This is a genomic window from Pyrobaculum neutrophilum V24Sta (assembly GCF_000019805.1).
Lineage (GTDB): Archaea > Thermoproteota > Thermoprotei > Thermoproteales > Thermoproteaceae > Pyrobaculum > Pyrobaculum neutrophilum.
In genome coordinates, this window is record NC_010525.1 from 1,183,319 (window position 1) to 1,202,061 (window position 18,743).

22 protein-coding genes are annotated in these 18,743 nt (G+C 55.0%); 9 read left to right on the plus strand and 13 right to left on the minus strand.

Annotated features, from left to right (window positions below):
* Positions 1-3 precede the first annotated feature (3 nt).
* Positions 4-879 (plus strand): type II methionyl aminopeptidase, encoded by an 876-nt coding sequence (map, locus tag TNEU_RS06665; RefSeq protein WP_012350668.1) that lies wholly within the window; start codon positions 4-6, stop codon positions 877-879.
* A 65-nt stretch (positions 880-944) separates the two neighbouring features.
* Positions 945-2,591 carry a thermosome subunit beta gene (gene thsB / locus TNEU_RS06670; RefSeq protein ID WP_012350669.1) on the plus strand — a complete coding sequence of 549 codons (1,647 nt, stop codon included), beginning with the start codon at positions 945-947 and terminating at the stop codon, positions 2,589-2,591.
* 229 nt (positions 2,592-2,820) lie between these two features.
* Here thsB and TNEU_RS06675 read toward each other — a convergent pair whose 3' ends face one another.
* The 7 genes from TNEU_RS06675 to TNEU_RS06705 form a co-directional block, all read right to left on the minus strand.
* On the minus strand, positions 2,821-4,386 hold the full coding sequence (locus TNEU_RS06675; RefSeq protein WP_012350670.1) for an ATP-binding cassette domain-containing protein: 1,566 nt from the start codon (positions 4,384-4,386) through the stop codon (positions 2,821-2,823).
* The gene (locus TNEU_RS06680) at positions 4,383-4,844 is read right to left on the minus strand and encodes an SPASM domain-containing protein (protein WP_148682394.1); all 462 of its coding nucleotides are present in this window, start codon (positions 4,842-4,844) and stop codon (positions 4,383-4,385) included. Before TNEU_RS06680 ends, TNEU_RS06675 begins: the two co-directional genes overlap by 4 nt.
* A 251-nt stretch (positions 4,845-5,095) precedes the next feature.
* On the minus strand, positions 5,096-5,830 hold the full coding sequence (locus tag TNEU_RS06685; RefSeq protein ID WP_148682395.1) for a TrmB family transcriptional regulator: 735 nt from the start codon (positions 5,828-5,830) through the stop codon (positions 5,096-5,098).
* A complete protein-coding gene (locus tag TNEU_RS06690; protein WP_012350672.1) occupies positions 5,820-6,143 on the minus strand; it encodes an archaellum operon transcriptional activator EarA family protein in 324 nt (107 codons plus the stop codon). Before TNEU_RS06690 ends, TNEU_RS06685 begins: the two co-directional genes overlap by 11 nt.
* Before the next feature lie 146 nt (positions 6,144-6,289).
* Positions 6,290-6,829 carry a hypothetical protein gene (locus tag TNEU_RS06695; protein WP_012350673.1) on the minus strand — a complete coding sequence of 180 codons (540 nt, stop codon included), beginning with the start codon at positions 6,827-6,829 and terminating at the stop codon, positions 6,290-6,292.
* Positions 6,819-7,847: an ATPase, T2SS/T4P/T4SS family gene (locus TNEU_RS06700; RefSeq protein ID WP_012350674.1), complete on the minus strand. Its 1,029-nt coding sequence runs from the start codon at positions 7,845-7,847 to the stop codon at positions 6,819-6,821. Before TNEU_RS06700 ends, TNEU_RS06695 begins: the two co-directional genes overlap by 11 nt.
* Entirely contained in the window at positions 7,828-8,295 is a 468-nt protein-coding gene (locus TNEU_RS06705; RefSeq protein WP_012350675.1) for a TFIIB-type zinc ribbon-containing protein, read from the minus strand. Before TNEU_RS06705 ends, TNEU_RS06700 begins: the two co-directional genes overlap by 20 nt.
* A gap of 124 nt (positions 8,296-8,419) precedes the next feature.
* Between TNEU_RS06705 and TNEU_RS06710 the strand changes: the two genes are divergently transcribed.
* A complete protein-coding gene (locus tag TNEU_RS06710) occupies positions 8,420-8,734 on the plus strand; it encodes a hypothetical protein (protein ID WP_012350676.1) in 315 nt (104 codons plus the stop codon).
* Positions 8,735-8,928: 194 nt separating this feature from the next.
* Positions 8,929-9,360, plus strand: a complete 432-nt coding sequence (locus TNEU_RS06715; RefSeq protein WP_012350677.1) for an Lsm family RNA-binding protein — start codon at positions 8,929-8,931, stop codon at positions 9,358-9,360.
* Positions 9,361-9,364: 4 nt separating this feature from the next.
* Here TNEU_RS06715 and TNEU_RS06720 read toward each other — a convergent pair whose 3' ends face one another.
* Positions 9,365-12,103 carry a DEAD/DEAH box helicase gene (locus TNEU_RS06720; RefSeq protein ID WP_012350678.1) on the minus strand — a complete coding sequence of 913 codons (2,739 nt, stop codon included), beginning with the start codon at positions 12,101-12,103 and terminating at the stop codon, positions 9,365-9,367.
* Positions 12,104-12,131: 28 nt separating this feature from the next.
* Positions 12,132-12,737, minus strand: coding sequence for a FumA C-terminus/TtdB family hydratase beta subunit (locus TNEU_RS06725; RefSeq protein ID WP_012350679.1), 606 nt, complete (start codon positions 12,735-12,737; stop codon positions 12,132-12,134).
* Positions 12,738-12,810: 73 nt separating this feature from the next.
* On the opposite strand from TNEU_RS06725, the gene TNEU_RS06730 reads away from it, so the two are divergent.
* Positions 12,811-13,677: a fumarate hydratase gene (locus tag TNEU_RS06730; protein ID WP_012350680.1), complete on the plus strand. Its 867-nt coding sequence runs from the start codon at positions 12,811-12,813 to the stop codon at positions 13,675-13,677.
* An 81-nt stretch (positions 13,678-13,758) separates the two neighbouring features.
* On the opposite strand, the gene TNEU_RS06735 is transcribed toward TNEU_RS06730, so the two are convergent.
* A complete protein-coding gene (locus tag TNEU_RS06735) occupies positions 13,759-13,911 on the minus strand; it encodes a ribbon-helix-helix domain-containing protein (RefSeq protein WP_012350681.1) in 153 nt (50 codons plus the stop codon).
* A gap of 16 nt (positions 13,912-13,927) precedes the next feature.
* Here TNEU_RS06735 and TNEU_RS06740 point away from each other — a divergent pair, with 16 nt between their 5' ends.
* Positions 13,928-14,368, plus strand: a complete 441-nt coding sequence (locus TNEU_RS06740; protein WP_012350682.1) for a flavin reductase family protein — start codon at positions 13,928-13,930, stop codon at positions 14,366-14,368.
* A 14-nt stretch (positions 14,369-14,382) separates the two neighbouring features.
* On the opposite strand, the gene TNEU_RS06745 is transcribed toward TNEU_RS06740, so the two are convergent.
* Both TNEU_RS06745 and TNEU_RS06750 read right to left on the minus strand, forming a co-directional pair.
* The gene (locus tag TNEU_RS06745) at positions 14,383-14,664 is read right to left on the minus strand and encodes a ubiquitin-like small modifier protein 1 (RefSeq protein ID WP_148682396.1); all 282 of its coding nucleotides are present in this window, start codon (positions 14,662-14,664) and stop codon (positions 14,383-14,385) included.
* Between the two features lie 36 nt (positions 14,665-14,700).
* Entirely contained in the window at positions 14,701-15,081 is a 381-nt protein-coding gene (locus tag TNEU_RS06750) for a 6-pyruvoyl trahydropterin synthase family protein (protein WP_012350684.1), read from the minus strand.
* A gap of 39 nt (positions 15,082-15,120) precedes the next feature.
* On the opposite strand from TNEU_RS06750, the gene TNEU_RS06755 reads away from it, so the two are divergent.
* Genes TNEU_RS06755 through TNEU_RS06765 form a run of 3 tightly spaced genes read left to right on the plus strand, consistent with a single transcriptional unit; the run spans position 15,121 to position 17,564 of the window.
* Positions 15,121-16,014, plus strand: a complete 894-nt coding sequence (locus tag TNEU_RS06755; RefSeq protein ID WP_148682509.1) for an N-glycosylase/DNA lyase — start codon at positions 15,121-15,123, stop codon at positions 16,012-16,014.
* Positions 16,014-16,979, plus strand: coding sequence for a DUF711 family protein (locus TNEU_RS06760; RefSeq protein ID WP_012350686.1), 966 nt, complete (start codon positions 16,014-16,016; stop codon positions 16,977-16,979). The genes TNEU_RS06755 and TNEU_RS06760 overlap by 1 nt, the downstream gene beginning before the upstream one ends.
* Positions 16,980-16,994: 15 nt before the next feature.
* Positions 16,995-17,564 (plus strand): ASCH domain-containing protein, encoded by a 570-nt coding sequence (locus TNEU_RS06765; protein WP_012350687.1) that lies wholly within the window; start codon positions 16,995-16,997, stop codon positions 17,562-17,564.
* On the opposite strand, the gene TNEU_RS06770 is transcribed toward TNEU_RS06765, so the two are convergent.
* Positions 17,561-18,742 carry a DNA double-strand break repair nuclease NurA gene (locus TNEU_RS06770; RefSeq protein WP_012350688.1) on the minus strand — a complete coding sequence of 394 codons (1,182 nt, stop codon included), beginning with the start codon at positions 18,740-18,742 and terminating at the stop codon, positions 17,561-17,563. The genes TNEU_RS06765 and TNEU_RS06770 overlap by 4 nt on opposite strands.
* Position 18,743: the final 1 nt, after the last annotated feature.

Sequence of the window (18,743 nt, forward strand, 5' to 3'; positions counted from 1 at the left end):
GAGATGTTGAGAGTTCTGCGGCAGGTTGGCGATGTTGTACACAGGGCGTTGAAATACGCAATAGATCTGGCGCAGGCGGAGACGCCGGTTTTGGAGATCTGTGAAAAGGTAGAGGGGTTCATAAGGGCTAACGACGCGAAGCCCGCGTTTCCCGTTAATGTAAGTATCAATGAGGTGGCGGCGCATTACACGGCGAGAAGGGGGGATGTCCTCAGGCTTCCGAAGACGGGCGTGGTGAAGATCGATGTGGGCGCGCAGAGGGATGGCTATATTGTTGACGCCGCCGTGACTATCGCCGTCGGCCCCGTGTTTTCGAACTTGGCTAAGGCCGCGAGAGCGGCGTTGGAGACCGCGTTAGGCGCCGTCAAGCCGGGGGTTAAGGCGTGGCAGGTGGGCGAATCGGTGGAGAGGGTCATCAAGAGCTTTGGGTTTAACCCGATATACAACCTCACAGGCCATAAGATCGAGCGGTACATACTGCATGCGGGGTACGTCGTGCCCAATTACCCGGACAAGACAGCTTCGCAGGCGTTTGCCGTCGGCGATGTGTATGCCGTAGAGCCGTTTGCCACAAACGGGGAGGGCTATGTGACAGATGGGAGAGATATCACCATATATAGGCTCGTCCGCATGAGACACAAGACGCATCAACACGTCATCGATGTGGTAAGCGCCGAGGCCGGACCTCTGCCGTTCTCTCCACGATGGTTTCCACAGCTCTCCGATGCCGATATAGAGAGCGCTCTGAAGGCCGGCGTGTTGCAGGGGTATGAGGTGTTGGTGGAGAGGTCGAGGGGGTATGTCGCACAGTTTGAAGACACCGTCTACGTGAGCGAGGACGGGGCTGTGCCTCTTGCGCGGACGTTGGAGCTTCTGTAGCTCCTGCGGGAGGCCTTTTTGTCTCATCGGCGTAAAGTTTTTATATACACAATTTTTGTAAAGCCATGAGCCAGGCGGTGTTAACCCAGATAGGCGGCGTGCCAGTGCTAGTGTTGAAGGAGGGCACGCAGAGGGCTTTCGGCAAGGAGGCGCTCAGGCTTAACATAATGATAGCCAGAGCAATTTCCGAGGTAATGAGGACGACGCTGGGTCCAAAGGGTATGGACAAAATGCTCATCGACTCCCTCGGCGATATAACGATCACGAACGACGGCGCGACGATCTTAGACGAGATGGACGTACAACACCCCATAGCGAAGCTGCTCGTAGAGATCTCGAAGTCTCAGGAAGAGGAGGCTGGAGATGGCACCACGTCGGCGGTTGTCCTCGCCGGGGCTCTCCTCGAGGAGGCTGAAAAGCTTCTCGATAAGAACATCCACCCGACGGTGATAGTAAGCGGATTTAAGAAGGCGCTTGACGTGGCGACTGAGCACCTACGCAAGGTCGCCGTCCCCGTGAACAGAAACGACGCCGATACCCTGAAGAAGATCGCGATGACGTCCATGGGAGGCAAAATATCCGAAACTGTGAAGGAGTACTTCGCCGACTTGGCCGTGAAGGCGGTGCTCCAGGTCGCCGAGGCCAGAGATGGGAAATACTACGTCGACCTTGACAACATCCAGATAGTGAAGAAGCACGGCGCTTCGCTCCTCGACACACAGCTGGTATACGGCGTTATCGTGGATAAGGAGGTCGTCCACGCCGCCATGCCTAAACGCGTGGTAAACGCCAAGATAGCGCTACTTGACGCCCCGTTGGAGGTGGAGAAGCCTGAGATAGACGCCGAGATTAGAATAAGCGACCCGCTTCAGATGAAGGCCTTCCTTGAGGAGGAGGAGAAGATCCTGAAGGGGTATGTGGACAAGCTCAAGGCTTTAGGCGTAACCGCTCTGTTTACCACCAAGGGCATAGACGACATCGCGCAGTACTACCTAGCCAAGGCGGGTATTCTCGCCGTGAGGAGGGTCAAGCGTAGCGACATAGAGAAGCTCGTCAGAGCAACGGGAGGGAGACTTGTCACAAGCATTGAGGATCTCACCGAGGCCGACTTGGGCTTCGCCGGGCTTGTCGAGGAGAGGCGCGTCGGCGATGAGAAGATGGTGTTTGTTGAGCAGTGCAAGAACCCGAGGGCCGTCTCCATACTTGTGAGAGGCGGCTTCGAGAGGCTTGTGGACGAGGCCGAGAGAAACCTCGACGATGCGCTCTCCGTCGTGGCCGACGTCGTGGAAGAGCCATACATACTACCCGCCGGAGGAGCCGCCGAGATCGAAGCTGCTAAGGCGGTGAGGGCCTTCGCCACAAAGGTGGGTGGGAGAGAGCAGTACGCGGTTGAGGCCTTCGCAAGAGCTCTTGAGGCTATACCGAAGGCCCTCGCCGAGAACGCAGGTCTCGACCCCATCGACATATTGACTGAGCTCACACACAAGCACGAGCAGGCCGACGGCTGGAAGTACGGCCTCGACGTGTACCAAGGCAAGGTGGTAGACATGGCGGCGCTTGGCCTCATAGAGCCTCTGACAGTTAAGCTCAACGCTCTAAAGGTAGCGGTAGAGGCTGCGTCGATGATCCTCAGGATCGACGAGATTATAGCCGCATCTAAGCTAGAGAAGGAGGAGAAGAAGGAGGAGGGAAAGAAGGAGGAATCTGACTAGGTTTTTCACGTCTTTCTCCAGGCCACTACAATCAATAACACTACCAACATTATTGCTATGTCTTTATGTAATTATTAGATGAGGTACTACCACCGCTATTGAGGGGGCGTAGGGTACAATCCTGACTTCACCGTTTTGTGTTTTATACTGTAGAGGGGGGCGGTTATACGTAAATATGGCCTGTGCCTCTGCAGAAGGTGATTTCGGGAGGTGGCGCCGCAACTAGGCTTTAAGTACTATTAAGCCGCCGGGCCTCCACCAACTTAGCGACTCCGCCGGACACCTCTATAATTTTCGTGGCGTACTTCGCCGCCGTAGACCGATGAGATATAACTACGACTATAGGAACAACTTTTCTCAACGCATCCAGCACCCTCTCCTCCACCTCTTGGTTTAGGCCGGAGGTCACTTCGTCCAACACCAGTAGCTGGGGTTTCCTCAATAGAGCTCTCGCTATCAGTACTCTCTGTCTCTGGCCTTCTGAGAGCTCTGAGCCCCCCTCGCCGCATTTTTTGTCCAGCGGGAAGTCTATCTGGGCTAGCTCGGCGGCTCTCCTCACCTCCTCCTCTGGGAAGTCCTCCCAAAGCGTGATGTTCTCACGTACAGTGGCGTCGAAAATATAGTCGTCGTTACCCACGTAGATGGCCCTCGGCGCCTTGATCTCCCCCTCCAGAGGCTTTACCAAGCCCGCCAAGGCCTTTCCCAACGTCGACTTACCGCTACCAGTAGGCCCGCGCACCCACACGAAATCCCCCGGCCTAAAGACGACGTCAGCGCAACGCAACACCACAGTTCCGTTGTAGCCCAGCGTAACTCTCTCAACTACTACATGCGCTTCTCCACGCGCTGGCGCTTCAGCCACAACAGCGTCGAGGTGCGGGGCTACTCTTTCAAACGACCTCTTGAGCTGGTAGTATGAACCTGATTTCATCACTATTTGGGCAAGCGGCTCAAATGCCTCTACCAGAAGGGTTCTCATAGCTACGGCCGCGCCGACGGTGGCAACTCCCTGTAGTGAAAGGAGCAGACCGAGGCCGAAGGCGAGGTTAGGCACGCCGTATGTGATGGCGTTGGCGCCGAAGCCGAGGGATTTTGAGTATAGCTCATACTTTTTGTACCCGGCGAGCCACCTCTCCGAGGCCTCCAGCAGGATTTTGGGCAAGGCCCTCACTCCGGCTCTGTAGAGGCTGTGGGCCCCGTCCACGACCTCCTTAATTCGCCTAAACCACTGGCTGTAGAGCTCCCTCTCCCTCCTCCCCCACTCCAATATGGGCGGCCCAAGCTTCTTCGCCACTAAGAGGTACAAAGCTATTAAGGGGGCCACGAAGATGGTGATCTCCGGCGATATGTAGAGCGACGCGGCCACCACGGCTAAGAACCTCGCCGCCTGCAGAGCCACGTCCAGCGGCAGGGCGAGGTACAACACCACGTTAAGGACGTCACCGCTTATCCGCGACAGAACCTCCCCCCTGCTGTTGCCGGGGGATAGAACAGTCGAGTGGACTATGCGGTGCGACACGTCGATGATAGCTCTCTGCGTCCACACCGCCGCTCTGTACTCAGAGAGGAAATTTAAGACGGGTATTGAAAAGGCGATTCCGACAACGGCGGCGATCTGGAGGACCAGCGCGCTGGCGTCTCTGACCCCGTACACCACCGCGTCGATGACTTGCTTGATGAATAACGCCTGGACAACGCCGAGAATTATCATGGCGCCCCACAGCGAGAAAATTACCACCTCGTCTATCCAATACCTCTTTGTAAACTCAAGAACGTAGTACCAATAACTCTTCATACGTTCTTTGTTAGTAATTCGATATTCTGACCTACTTTGGTCAAAGTGTTAGTTTTAGCAAATTCATAAACCACGCTGAGCATGCCATCATATATAAGCCTTAGATGTTCTTTACTATTTTCTACTACCTCTTCTGTGTTTTTAAGTGGACATTGTTCAAAGAGCATCTGTGTATAATCTTTAATTAGCACTTCAGGTAAAATTTTCCTCACAATATATTTATAATTTTGATTTATTTCTTTAATATTATTATGTAACAAGTTGCCTATGCACCCCTTGGACTCGGTAATTAACAAATTGCATGTAAAAACGTCGCCATTTGGCGCAATAGATAAAAATTTTTGTCCTGTCTTTATGTCTACTTCTAGAAACGACTGGGAAAAGGGATGATAAACCACCCATGCATCTCTATCAATTTTAGAAGGTCCTAATACGTGGTAAGTGGTGCTGGTGATCATACCCTTCAGATGTTACAAACCTAAAATACAATGTCTAGTAACTACTACTGCAGTTGATATTGTAGTTGCAAAACCCATTATAAAAAGTTATTGGTAAGGCGACAACATGCCGACGACAATAAAAATCGCAGTAGTGGAACTAAATACGCAGATTAAAGAAGCGCTACTGTTCTGTTGCTGATTCATTGCGTGTGGACAAGGGCAAAAATCATAAATTAATTAAATGAAAATAGAAAATATTTTTTTATCTCTTAACTTTCTACACATATACCTTTCATATTTTCTATTATATTATCAATTATTTTTTCTATTATGCTATTTCCGCTCCTTGTCTCTCTTACATATTCCTTTATCAGCTGGGTAGCTTTGCAGTATGCCTCTTCCCAGCTCAGCGCTGTCATTTTCTTAAGTACGTAGAGTAGAAATGTAAAGAAGCCGTAGGCAGGTTCATAGTAGCCTAAGCTTTCCAGACCAACTCCACGTATCCACTGTAACCTATTCTCGTCCTCCGGCACCAGCACGACGCGGTAGAAGAGGAGGCTGAGCCTCGGCCACTCCCCCAGCCTCGCTAGGTGGGGATCCATATTCTCCCTCGCCTTTAAATCTAGCTCTATCAGCCTCGTAAAGGCCTCATGTCTTTTCGTCCTAAAGGGCAGGGTGATGTAGAGCTCGTCGCTTAGGTATACGCCGTCTTTCCTAGCCAGAAGTGGGGTGACATGGCCGAAGTTCTCCGCGACGAAGTCCTCCGTGAGGTAGCCCAGCTCCAGCGTCTTGGACAAGTCCTTGAGCTTTATTAGGTGTTCCCGCCCGAGTCTAATCGCCTTCACCACCCCCTCTGCCTCTAGTCTATACACGACGTCTCTCACAGTGCTGTAGGGGGCGTTTAGCAAGCGGGATAGATTACGTAGCGTTGTGTCTACATCGTGGTGTTTTATAAAGAGTAGTTTAACTAACCTCTCCTCAAGACCGCTGGCGCTACGTCTCATAGCCATCTACAAACGCCTTACATATCTCCAGGTCTCTGACTCTGTACAGCTTAACTCTGCCGACGGGCACCTCCTCGACGAGGCCAAGCCCGCACAGCGAGTCCTCTGCCTTGTACCTGCCGCCTAGCCCCCTCAGGGCCCCTAGGACGTTTTCGTAGCTGGCGCCTACGGCGTCTGCTATCAGCGCTGGGTAGGCCGACTCTGGGTAGATGGAACAGAGGTATTTCAACACATCTCTCTTCACTCTGCTCCTCCTGAGGGCCATCATGGCTCTGCCGTATCCCACCCCCCTCCACGACACTGCTGTGATCACATGATCAATCACATGATTACTTATAAATTTTTCGCTGGTATGGGATTCAACGGCTTTTAGAACGGGAGGGCTCTTATTACCTTCCTGGCAATTTTCAAGTGTAGAATATTAGCGCAGTGGTGAAGGCAATGTTTATGATTAGTTTTTCACGTCTTTCTCCAGGCCAGTAGTATCAACAACACTGCTAGCGTTATTACCAAGTCTTTTGTGATGATGAGGTGGGGTAGCGCCACGGCTATTGAGGTGGCGTAGGCTACAATCCTGAGCTTAGACTTCAGAGTTTCGTGTTTTATACTGTAGAGGGGGGCGGCCGCGTCTACGGCCTTTCTTTCTCTTCTTACGAGCGGGTCTTCTACGGTTGGTTCACGTGCTAGCCTTTCTAGAAACTCTCGGGCGTTGTAGCTGTCCTTCAGCTTTGCGAAGTATGTCTTCACCCTTAGCTCTTTCTCCGGCGCCGCAAGGAGTTTTCTAGCTTTTTTAGCGCCTCTTTTGGCCAGCTCTCGGGAGATGAGGAGCCCCGCCGCCAGTGTGGCCGTGGCTAGGTACTTTAGCGATGGGTTGAGTACGACAGCTATCCCGCTCGTCATCACGCTTGTCAAAGACGTAATCGATAACACGAGAACCAGCTTGTTGTAGGTTTTTTCTTCTATCTCCTGTATTTTCTGCGCGATGTAGTCACTTAACATATATATCGATCACCCTTCTTTCTATCCTCTTGCCGTAGGTTTTGGAGAGCTGTATAATCGCTGTGTTTTCTACCTCTACGTACTTCGCCAGCCTTCTCAGCGCGCCTTCAACGCTGGTGGAGTGCATAGTAGCGAGGGTCTGTATTCCCATTTCCGTAGCTGTTCTAAAAGCGTGGAAGTGATCCTCGTACTGAAGCTCCCCGACGAATATTACGTCTATGTTCCTGTTGAGAGAGGCGTAGACCTCACGCATCTTGTTGACGTTATGGATCTTTATCTGGTTCTTGTCGGGATCCTCCTCGAACTCGTCAGCCTCGTCTATATAGACCCTCTGAAGATTTGGGGGGATTATATCGTCGAGAGCAACCAAGAGGGTGGTTTTCCCAGAGCCTGGGGGCCCCGTCACGACTATGTGCTTTCCTTCTCTCACATATCTGTAGATCTCCTGTAGCTGTTCCAATGTGAGAAATCCGCTTTTTAGGAGGTCGCCGATTCTGAGCTTTTTTCTGTGTATCCTGACGTATGCTTGCGGGGAGGGCACCACGGGCGGGAGGTCCAGGGAGATGCGCATCCTCACCTCGCCGATTCTTATGCCGAATCTGAGGGAGGGGGTCGCCGTCGTTAGCTCAACTCCCTTGAGGTAGGCAAGCCTCATGAGGTTTTTCACGAGGCGCAACGTGGCGACTTCTTGCCCCTTTTCTTTTCCGCTTCTTCTCGTTATGTAGATCGGCCTCCCCGGTATCAGCAGGAGATCCTCCACATCGTCTTGTTCAAGATACGGCGCAAGCTCCTCCAGCCCCACTGTGGCGAGCGTCGCCCTAAGCGCAGCGCTTCCCTTTATCTTCTTGAAGAGTCCGTATCTGAAGTCCAACGTGGCGTCTAGGTCTCTCTTGAAAATCCTGGATGCCAACTTCACAACGTCCTCGATTTCCTCCTCCGTGAAGTTGCACAGGCCTTTTTCTCTGCATGAATAGCGACACTCGGCGCACTCCAGTATTCTAGTCAGTAGCTGGTACATAGCGCCTAAGCCTGGACACGGTGTCTCTCACGGTGAACTTGCTTATGTTCACCAGAGCGGCTATATCGCGCTTGTGTACGTGGTACCTCGCCCTTTCTGTGGCCAGGTATACCACAGCCGCCGCCACCGCCCTTGGGCTTTTGCCCTGGTAAGCTCTTTTGTCCAACACCGAAAAAAGCCGCATAGCCTCCTGTTCTATTCCGGCAACGCCAAGCTCTCTTGCGATTTTTGAGATGTAGAACTTTACCATGTCGCTGTATTTCATCTTCACGGTTTGTTTGTCCTCCTCCTCTAAGAGAGCTATAATGCGGCGGCTTTTAATTACCGGCGTAGCTAGCTTAACTCTGGGCGGCACCACCTCGTATCCCACAACCGTGCCGCACTCTGTACACACATACTCGCCGTCTCGCAACACTATTTTGTCAGAACTGCAGTACGGACAAATCATGAGTCGTTGCATTCCTCTATCTTTTTAATCAATACCTTATAACAAGATATACGAAGAGAGAGTTTTCTAAAAGTTTTGAACTTCAGTCATCAACGTTTTTATACAGATTTTTACGAGCCGCCACATGGAGTTTTTGCTCGAGGTTTCTGACATCACCAACGATCTGCCAAACGTAATAAAACTCAGCGGTGAGGTAAATGCGACGATAGAGATACCGCTGGAAAGGCTAGGCGTTAGCCTGCAGAAAGGGGATAAAGTCAAGCTGGTCATACAAAGGGAGAAAGACCAAGACATGAAGAAGTATAAGATCTACGCATGGGGGATAGTCTACTACATCGGAGATGGCATCACCAGGATTTCCATAGGTGGACTACAGCTAGACATAATGAAGGAGCTCCCCCTCCAGATAGGCGATAAGGTCTACATAGGAATCATATAGCCCACCTCTCCCCCTTCTACAACCCGCCTTCTCCAGAGAGCTCGGTGTATCTACCAGCTCTGCGGAAGGGCTCGGCGGACGTAAAGGCCGTTGTGTCCCCCAAGGCCGGCAAATGCATGGCCGGGGTCCCTAGACAACGGGGGATTGTCGGCGAAGTGGACATAAGTTTAAAAACACATCCCCCGTCGTGCGGTATGTCAACAACTCTAGCTGAAGCAAGCAAGCGGTTTGTCGCCGAGTTGAACAACCTCATCGGTAGGGAGGTTCAGGTAGTCTTGTCTAATGGGGAGGTCTACAGGGGCGTGCTGCATGCGGTAGATAACCAGTTGAACATAGTGCTGGCCAACGCCGCGAGTAAAGCCGGGGAGAAGTTCGTCCGTGTGTTTATCATGTATAGATATATCGTTCACATAGACAGCGTCGAAAAAAGGATAGACCTGAGGGAGTTTGCAAAACACGCCGAGAAGGTTTTCCCAGGTATGGTTAAATATGTCGAGGAGACCAACACGGTCCTCATAGGGGACAAGGTGCGCGTCAGCGAAGTCGGCGTAGAAGGGGTAGGGCCCGTAGCCGAAAGAGCCAAGAGGCTGTTCGAGGAATTCCTCAAGTCGAAGGGAATTGAATGATTTTTTAGTCCCAGAAGGCCCTGGTCGTGGAATACTGTCTTTCGGCGTCCAAGATGGCGCTCCAGAGGTCGGCGCCTTCGAAGACCTTGTTTAACACTCTAATCGCGGTTTTTGGGCCAACGCCGTGCGCTAGCTGAATTATGACTCCGGTTTTTCCATGCTCTAGCACAATTGAGGCGCTCTGCTGTAGATGCTCCAGGAGCCTCCTCTCCTCGGCGCTGAGCTTCTGCCTAAGCTTGTGCTTGTTTAAAACCTGCCGGGCCTTCTCCAGGTCCACCCCCTTCACGACGGCCAGAGCCCTCATCCCGCACCTCTGACAGCTGACGTCCTCCGGGATCATTGACGCGCGGGCTGTGAAAGTCCAGCCGCAGTTGAGACACAGAAGAGTTGCGAATTTGTTCAATATCCTCTTCCTCGCCAAATCGGCGAGGGTCTCCCTTGAAAGCCCTCTGAAGGTGAAGTCCAGCCTAAGCGCCTCTTCTAAAATGGGCCTCTCCAACAATGTGGGCTTAGCCAAACGCCTCACCACGATCTGTAGCTTTCCCCCGGAAATCCTCTCCACAAGATCCAGCAACGCTTTCACATCCAGCTTCTCCACAAAGATCTCGTTCAACGTCTCTATCCCAGGTACGTCGTCCATATATACGTCTACTAACTTAGACGGGACATCCTCCGCCTCCTTCGACACTAGACCAACCCTCCTAGCCACTTGGAGAAATCTATACCTAAACATCCTGGAGCTTTTCACGGCGTTTCTCAACGTTCTAAAGATGAACTCGGGGGGTCTCTTAAGCATCTCCTCGAGCGCGTTTACGGGCACGTGGTCTCTAAAGATGAGCAGGACTCTGTAGGCGTCTGCCCTATAGCCGACCGGTCCCACGTACCCCGAGAGGGCGTGGGATAGGTAGAGACCCAGCGCCTCGTTACCCTTAGACCCTAGGCAACTGTGCAATACGGCGTATTTCCCACCAACGATGTGTATATGTAATCTGTCCGACATCGGCACGAGATCCGGCTCTAGACCTTCGAGATCCGCCTCCAGATCGCCCCGGCCCTCTAGAGCCTCCCTGAGGAGATCTGCACGCTTTGTGCATACCTCCTGTGCCACCTGCCGCGGGACCGGTATCTGCTCGCCTATCCACGAGGGGAGGGCTCCCGTGATGTCGAAATCGGGGTATAGATACACCGTCTCGCCTTCCTTCCTGGAAAAGACCCACACCCTCCCCGACAACACAATCTTAGTGCCTGGCTCAATAGCGTATACGAACTCCCTATCTAGTTGCCCCACGACTCTGCCGGTGGTCTCGTCCACCGCCCTATAGCTCTTCTCGTCTGGTATCGTGGACACCCCCTCGTAGTAGTAACGCACGCTTCCCCTCCTGGGCCTCAGCCCCCTCAGCAACCTATGTCTCTCCGCGAAGTCGAGGACGAGCTTGAGGTCGTCCTCGGTCAAGTTCCTGTAGGGGTGGGCCCTCTTCACCACCCGCATGACGTATCCAACGTCGATATCTCTCCCCTCTACTCTAGCCTCCAGCGCTATGCCGACGATCTGGTGCACGAGGACGTCAAGCGCGTTTTCGTGGTATTCCACATCGTCTACTATCAAACGCGCCAGGGCCATGGCGGATATGACCTCAGACTCCAGCATGTCCTCTAGATCGGACGCCACTACGACTCCCCGCGAGATCTGTCCCAGCCTGTGGCCGCTTCTGCCTACTCTCTGGATCAGCTTAGCCACCTGGCGAGGCGAGCCGTATTGAATAACGAGGTCAACCTCGCCTATGTCGATCCCCAGCTCTAGGCTGGAGGTGGCAACCACGGCCTTCAGCTCGCCTCTCTTGAGCCGCTCCTCGACGGAAACCCTGTGCTCCCTAGACAGAGACGAGTGGTGGACCTCAACCACTGAACCTAGGAGGCTCCTCAGCCTTGACGCCAAGAACTCAGCGCCGTCTCTAGTATTCGTGAAAACCAACACTGCGCCTCCCGAGGATTTCACAAACTCGGCGACTTTCTTAACTCTGGCAACGGCCTCGGGCGTCGCGTCTAGCTTCTCGGCGTCTATGTAGTCCTCGTCGGTCGGCGTAGGCAAAACCACCTCTACCTCGAACTTCTTCTCCCCCGACACGTCGACGATCTCCACCCTTCGACCGACGCCCCCTAGGAACTCAGCCACAAGCGCCGGGTTGCCCACCGTCGCGGAGAGCCCAACCCTCTGGAATTCGCCCGCCAGCTCCACGAGACGTTCAAGCCCCACCGCTAGCTGTACACCTCGCTTGCTCCCCACGAGCTCGTGTACCTCGTCTACAACTACGAAACGCACGGAGCTTAGGCTCCGCCGCAGGCGGCGGTGTAGGAGAAGTATCTGGAGGGACTCCGGCGTCGTAATTAAGATATCCGGCGGACGTGTCGCAAGCAATCTTCTCTCAGACTCAGGGGTATCCCCATGTCTAACCGCCATCGATAGCCCAAGGGCTTCTGCAAGCGCGTAGAGCCGGCGGAGGAGGTCGCGGTTTAGCGAGCGCAACGGCGTTATATAGAGCGCGCGGCCGCCCCCCTCCAACATCCTGGAAATTATGGGGAAGAGCGCCGCCTCTGTTTTCCCAAAGCCGGTGGGCGCGATTATTAAAACGTGGGAACCCGATAAAACTGCGGGTATCCCCCTCTCCTGCGCCGGCGTGGGCTCCAGATAGCCCAGCTCCCTGATCGCCGCTTGTAGCCGGGGGTGCAACAGATCGAAAACCACGCGGTTCCGCCGCCGGACAGTTAAAAACTTAATGAGGCCACTCCAGGGACTTCAAGATCTCAGGTATCCTCCTCTTCGCCTCCTCCCTCAGCTCGTCGTAGTAGTTTCTGCCAGTGGGGTCTATCATCACCGTCAGCGGCCCGAAGTTCTCCACCTCAAGAACCCACATGGCCTCGGCTACGCCCAGGTCTAGCCAATACACGTCAACAACCCTCTTTATCGCCTTCGCCGCAAGGACTCCAGCCCCTCCTGTGAATATAGCGTAGGCGGCCGTATATTTCTTCATGGCCTCCGCGGTCCTCCTCCCCATCCCCCCCTTGCCCACCACCAGCTTCACCCCCAGCCTCTCGATCACATCTGCCTCAAAGGCCTCCATCCTCGCCGAGGTGGTGGGCCCCATGCTTATCACCTCCCACCCCCTCTCGGTCTTTCTCACGACAGGCCCCGCGTGGTATATAACGCCGCCTCTTAGGTCCACCGGCAACGCCTCTCCACGCCCTATATGCTCCAACATCCTCTTATGCGCGGAATCCCTAGCGCTGACCACAACCCCGCTTATGTAGAGCGTATCGCCGACCCGGAGCTTAGCCACATCTTCGCTAGAGAGGGGCGTTTTCAAACTGTATGTGGCCATGTTGGAGGCTCGAGCCCGCGTTATAAACATTCCCGGTAGAGTAATAGATTTTAATCCACGTCAGCATAGCGGCATGCTGGAGCACGTCATTCTCAAAGCCGCTAAGGAGGCCATCATACGGGCAAGCGTCGGCCCCGCCCTAGATGTGGCATCCGCGCTGAAGAGAGCCAAAGAGGAGGAGGAGGCCGAGGCGGCTCGGATACAGCTATCGGCCATATTGAAAAACATTGATCTTTCCACGGACAAAAAAGCGGCAGTGTGTCAAGACACCGGCTTCCCAAACTTCTATGTAAAACTGGGTGACCGCTTCCCCGTGAGAAGCAAGATATACGACATATTGACACAAGCGCTTAGAGAGGTCACAAGGGAGCTACCGCTGAGGCCCAACACGGTCCAGCCCTTCACCGAGAAAAACCCAGGCGACAATACGGGGGTGGGAGCTCCCTGGTTTGAGGTTGAGCTATTCGACGGGGATTACCTAGAGTTCTACTACGTGCCCAAGGGCGGAGGAACCGAGCTACCGAGCAAAGCCTTCACTCTGCCCCCAGGCGTCGCCATGAAGGAGCTACCCCGCCTGGTTCTAGAGGCCGTCGTCGACGCCGGGCCTATGCCTTGTCCGCCTGTCATCGTCGGCGTGGGCATAGGCCCCTCTGTGGACATAGCGGCGAAGTTGGCTAAGAAAGCCGCGGCGCTGAGACCGGTGGGCTCGCGCCACCCGGAGCCCGAGGTTGCAAAGATGGAGGAGGAGCTACTAAGGGCTATAAACAAACTCGGCATAGGAGCCCACGGGGTTGGGGGAAGGATCACAGCACTAGACGTACACATCGAGTACATCTACCGACACCCCGCCGCGTTTTCAATAGGGATAGTGTTTTCCTGCTGGGCCACCCGCCGCGCCGGCGCCAGGATCTACCCAGACGGGAGGTACGAGATCCTCTAGCCCCCTCTCACGCCGTCTGTGAAGGGGATCGCGGCAGGCGGCTTGCAGCGGCCTACGTAGCCGTTGAGGGGCGCGGGATTACTAGGCCGAGTACTTCTCAAGTAGCCTCTCAACGGCGTATTTTATCGCGTCTCCCCTGTTTTTGAAATAGCCGCTTGTGACGAGCCTATCTACCTTCCTGATGAGGGCCTTGGGCAGGATCACGGTGGTGACGTTGGATCTCTCGTACTCCATATATATAGAGGGGGCCATGTCTATAAATGTGGCATGTGAAAATTCGCCGCTACCGACCCCCGTGCTCGTAGTGGTGGTGGCCGACCACGGCGCCGTGGTGGGGTGGCCGCTTGTGATACCGGGCGAGCCCCCGACGGTGGCTATCCCCCTCCACAAGAACAGAAAGACGCTGGAGCTCATCAGAAGACACCGCGTGTTTTCCGTGAATCTTGTGAAAGACGCCGATAGGGCGTATGAGGTCTTCGGGAAACCCGGCGAGCGGAAGTTGGAGAGGTGGGGTTCCGTCGCGCCGTGTAGAGCGCTGCCTTGTTTAACGCTTGGCGACGCCTCTAGAGCCGTCGAGTGCCTATACCAGGGGGAACACGACGTGGGGGACCACGTTATCGTGTTCTGTAGCGCCGTCGCGAGCTACGGATGCGGCGACTACGCCGTTTGGGACCCCTGCCGCCGGCGGTAGCGGCTAAACCGCGGTCAGCCTCCAGCGGCGGGGGGTATAAAGACCACCTCGTCGCCCTCCCTTAACGCGGTGGCTAGGCCGTTAAGCCACTCCACAGCTCTGCCGTTGACCAGAACGTTGTACATGGGCTTTAGACCTCCGCTCTCGTCCAACAACTCAGACTCAAGTCCTCTGAAGCGCGAGTCCAGGATCTTTATGAGGTCTCTGACAGACGAGCCCTCAGGTATCTCCACCTCCGTCTTGAGAACCCCGGTCCGCTCGTACAACGTTGCCAGGAACTTCACCCTCACCTTCACATGTGAAACGGCGCCTTCCATATATATCCTTATGGGCTACCTCTCGAAGTAGAAACAAGGCGATCCCAACCCGCTTTCGCACACCCGCACCCAACTCGCGCCCATCAGCTCAGCTATGTACTTCGCCAAACACTCCCCGCTCACGCCCGGTTGTCCACACGGCACTGTATATACGCCCGAGGGTTCAAGCGGCGGGTTTTCGAGAGGGGAGGCTAGGTACTTCCCGTCTATCGAGGCTAGAAGCGCTCTGAACTTATCCCCCGCCTCTGCGGCGTCCACTACCACATCTGTATAACCTTCTCTACATATGCCCACCGTGATCACGTAGTCGTGCCCATGTATCCGGGCCCACTTAGGCGAAAAAGAGGGGTTATGAGCCACAGACACGCTTCCCTTCAGCTCCACGCAGGTTCTCATGGCGGCGACATAGCTTTATTTATTAACCATATGCCAGCCGTGGAAACGATAGACGTAGATAGGGCCGAGGCGGTTGCCGGCATCCTGAAGAGTCTAAAGCCCAATAGGGATAGCTACTTAGACAGCCGCTTCTACCCGCCTCCAGAAGACCCGGTGGAGGATCAGCTCGCCTTCTTCGTGACGATGGTAGCCATAGACCACAGGACCAGCCTCTGGGAGCCCTTTGAAGGCCAGATCGCAGGTGAGTTCTTCCACGGGGCAGACGCCCTATATAGGCTGGGCAGGCTGGCGTACGACAGAGGCTTCTTCAAGGCGGAGAACCTCGCCGGGCTTACGCCCGACAAGGCCGAAGCCCTGCTCTCGCTGGGGGGGAAAAAGATCTGGGACTTCAACGTCAGGGTGCTTCTGATGAGAGACGTGGGCCGCAAGGCGGCGGCCCGCGGAGGCTTTGAGAAGATGGTCTCAAGGGAGAGCATCTCCGGACTTCGCAGATCGTTGGAGGGCCTTAGAGCCTATGAGGACCCGGTGGGAAAGAAGGCGCTACTACTCGCCAAGTTTCTCGACGGGAGGAGGCTGGCGGATTTTAAAGACCTCGAAGAGGCCGACGTGCCGGTGGACAACCACCTCTCCAGAGTTGCCTACCGGCTCGGCATCGTGGACATAAGCTTCGACTTCTTAGAAAGCGGCGCCGAGGTGACGCGCGAGGAGGACGTCAGACTTAGGGAGGTGGTAAAAACCGCGTGGAGGATCGTGGCTAAATTCGCAGACGTACACCCCTTCGCCCTAGACGACTACCTCTGGAACTTCGGACGTCGGGTATGTACAAGAGATGCGCCCAGGTGCCAAAGCTGTCCGTTCAAGGACATGTGTAAGGCCTACTCCCTCTCGCGGTTTCCGCCAGAGCATCTACACCTCTTGACGTGGTACTACTGATGAGGGTCAGATCCGTCACCCTACACCTCGGGTGGAGCGACGACCTCTCCATCGCGGAGAGGTTTTTAGACGCCGCCAGAGAGGCAGGAGCCCTAACTCTGCGCGTGTCCGTCTCGCCACCTCCGCCTAGATACGCCGAGGAGGTTATCAATAAATTGAAAAATCTAGGGGCCGAGTACATATCCGCGTTACATCTCTACTACGGTGCAGAGGATCTCCACAGGCTCGTGTCGCTTTATGGAGTCTTCGGAACTCTAAACGACGTCGTTGAGTATCTGAGGTTCCTAAAGATCATACACTTAAAGGGCGAGGTTCACCTATCGCGTTACGTCTCCCTCTTAGTGGGGGAGCCCACCTACAACTCCCCCTACTTTCCGGCCTCTATCACAACAGAGCGCGGGATCTCGATATCGCTCCTCTACCCCAACGACCTGGAAAAGATAGAGGATGTCGAACGCGTGCTGAAGAGGGGGGAAGACGTCGGTAGATACATCGCGGAGACCTTAGGCCTGAAGTTCTTGGGCGTAGACGGGTCGCTCTCTCCGTGGGGAGAGGAGAGCGTGGCAAGGGCCGTGGAGAGGCTTTTCGGCGTAAGGCTGGGCGATGTTGGATCGCACCACGCCATCTACACCTTAAACAAGGCCATCGCGGCGGCTAGCGTGAAAAAAGTCGGTTTCAACGAGGTGATGCTCCCGCTGGCCGAAGACGAGGAGCTTAAGCGGCTGGTTGTAGAGGGCGCGCTTGATTTAGCAAAGCTCGTCAGCTATATACCGGTGTGTGTTCCAGGCCTCGACATGGCCCCGATCAAGGTAACAGATTGGGGGAGGCTGAAGCGGCTGTTGTACGACGTGGCCTCCCTGGCCACATCGAAGCGCCGACCTGTCGGCGTGAGGATTTTCCCGGTTGAGGTCGACGAGTACTACGTAGAGGGCTTTGGCAAAACGCCCGCACTAGATTTAACCTAGTGCAGTTGCCTAGGTGTGATACGGCACCTGATGCTCTCCTCTAGGTACGTTAAAATGTTGCTGGAGGGTAGGAAGAGGAGCACAGTTAGACCTGGCGTTCTCCGGGTGTCGGACAGGCTGTACATCCACAGCAGAGGGCGTATCGTGGCCGTGGCGGAGGTCTCCGAGGTTGTGTATAAACGCGTCGCCGATCTCACGGAGGAGGACGCCCTTGTAGACGGCTTTAGAAGCAGGGAGGAGCTACTCCGGTTTCTAAAGAGGCGATACCCCGGCATCAGGGAAACCTCCACCGTGACGATAATTAGGTTTAGAGAGGTGAAAAAGGTGGACATGCCGGAGGACTCCTTCTACGGCGGGCTATCGCCGGTAGAGATCGCGGCTATGGCTTTAAACAGACTCAAGCTAGACAGGCGGGAGGAGCGGATTCTAAAGGCCGTAGTGGAGGCGGGTAGCTTACGCAAGGCATCGCTCAGGCTGTTTGGCACAGTAGAGAAGAGGGGCATAATCAGGAGGGTCTTGAGGAGGGCCGCCTCGAGGCTTTTCGAGGAGCTAGGCGGCAGAGACGCGGAGGGGGCGGGCGCTTAGAAGCGGCCTGCGAGTCTTTTTTGGGCGTTTGTAGGCCACATGATGTATGCGAGCGAATCCGGCGTCTTCGTAAGCAACGCCGTGAGCACGGCCTCCACGAGGTCTTGGCTCACTCTCACATACTGATCGACCGAGTCTAGGATCTGGGGGAACCCCGTGACTGTTGAGGCCGTCGAGGCGAGATACGATATTACGTTGTCGACCCCCAACGCCCCGAAGTCCAGCACCTCCACGCGTATGGCCGTCTTGTGCCCCGGCGGTACGTAGTACGCCACCTCGACGTCTCCCAGGTGGCGGAGGTTGGGGTAGTCCCCCGACTCGAGAACCCTTCTGAAGTTTATGCCAAATTCCCTAAGCCTGTTACACAGCCTCTCTCCCCGCTCGCTGAGCTTTACGGCCTCGCCGCCGGCGCACCTCAGAATGTGGTCCCTCTCGGCGCGGCCTTCGCATTCGGCGTAGTGCAGCTGCGCCCACCGGGGCAGGATGTCTCTCAGTTTTCCAAGGACTAGGTATTCGCCTTGTCTCAAAACCGCGGAGGCGGCGATTTTGTCGTTCACAGGCAGGCATCTGCCCGCCGCCACAGAGAGGTACCTAGATCTGACCCTTTTTACAACCCCCACAACCGTCGTTCTGCTTTGAGCTGCCGCCCTCAGCATCCTGTCTACAGCCCTGTTTACCTCCTCGTATCTGCCGCCCCTCGCGGCGAGGTTATACGGGAGGGGGTGTAGGGCTATTTCGCCGTCTAGCAACAGGAGGTCTAGGCTTTTCCTGCCATTGGCCTTAGCCTCCAAAAGCCTCGCCGCCAGCCGCTTCTCGAGCAACGACGAGAACCTAGACACATCCCCCTCTCTGCTATCGCTGAAGTAGACGGCGCCTGTGAGATATCTGTCCTGTACCCCCTTTACAACCCCTACATAGCCGTACGCAACAACTGTGAAGACGCCGCCTATCAATTCAAGAGGCGGAGAGCCGTAGGAGGAGTCCACGGCGTATACGTCGAACTGGCGTGGGGCGCCTATCTCCCTAGGCTGCACCCTATCCCTCAGGGCGGAGAGCTCCTCCACCAACTTCCGCAGCTGCGTAAGCCTCTGGGCGTACCTCTCCAGGTCGTGTCTCAGGGCGACAAGGAGATCCGGCTCGATCCAGTAGTCTAGAGTCTCGGCGTCGTGTAGCGCCATG